This is a genomic window from Pseudoprimorskyibacter insulae (assembly GCF_900302505.1).
GTDB lineage: Bacteria > Pseudomonadota > Alphaproteobacteria > Rhodobacterales > Rhodobacteraceae > Pseudoprimorskyibacter > Pseudoprimorskyibacter insulae.
Map to the genome: position 1 here is coordinate 1 of NZ_OMOJ01000028.1, position 837 is coordinate 837.

General features: G+C 56.0%; 1 protein-coding gene. It reads right to left on the reverse strand.

The window, feature by feature from the left end; all coding sequences use genetic code 11:
• Positions 1-12: 12 nt before the first annotated feature.
• A protein-coding gene (locus PRI8871_RS19405) for an IS5 family transposase (RefSeq protein WP_108887814.1) occupies positions 13-770 on the reverse strand; the annotation gives its coding sequence in 2 pieces (ribosomal slippage) (positions 13-449 and positions 449-770; 759 coding nt in all).
• Between the last annotated feature and the right edge of the window lie 67 nt (positions 771-837).

Sequence of the window (837 nt, forward strand, 5' to 3'; positions counted from 1 at the left end):
TAGGGTCAGGACTCATAGCCAATAGATGACCAGCGCGGCGAGTGCGATTGCGGAGAGGAAGACCTTGGGGCATCTGTCGTATCGTGTGGCCACACGTCGCCAATCCTTCAGCCTGCCAAACATGATCTCAATCCGGTTGCGGCGTTTGTAGCGGCGCTTGTCGTATTTTACGGCTTTCTTGCGCTGTTTCCGACCTGGGATGCAGGATCTTATCCCTTTGTCTTTCAACGCTTCTCTGAACCAGTCGGCGTCATAGCCTCGATCCCCAAGCAACCATTCGACCTTGGGCAAGCTGCTCAGCAAGGCCCGTGCCCCGATGTAGTCGCTGACCTGTCCGGCGGTGACGAACAAGTTGAGTGGCCGCCCCTGACTGTCGCAGATGGCGTGCAACTTTGTGTTCATGCCGCCTTTGGTCCGACCGATCAGGCGTCCACGCCCCCCTTTTTTACGCCCATGCTGGTCGCTGTTCGGTGGGCCTTGAGATAGGTTGCATCGATCATCACGGTCTTCTCTTCGCCGTGGTTGGCCGCCAGACCGACCATCATCTGCGCAAAGATGCCTTTATCGCTCCAGCGCTTCCAACGATTGTAGAGCGTCTTGTGAGGACCGTACTCCCTCGGCGCATCACGCCACCGTAAACCATTGCGATTGATGAAGATAATCCCACTAAGCACGCGCCGATCATCAACGCGTGGTTTGCCGTGGGACTTTGGAAAATAGGGCTTCAAACGCGCCATCTGCGCATCGCTCAACCAGAAAAGATCAGACATGTTCACCGCTCGTTTTTCGAACCGTGAATCACGCCGCTAGACGGAAATCAATGGGTCCTGACCCTAG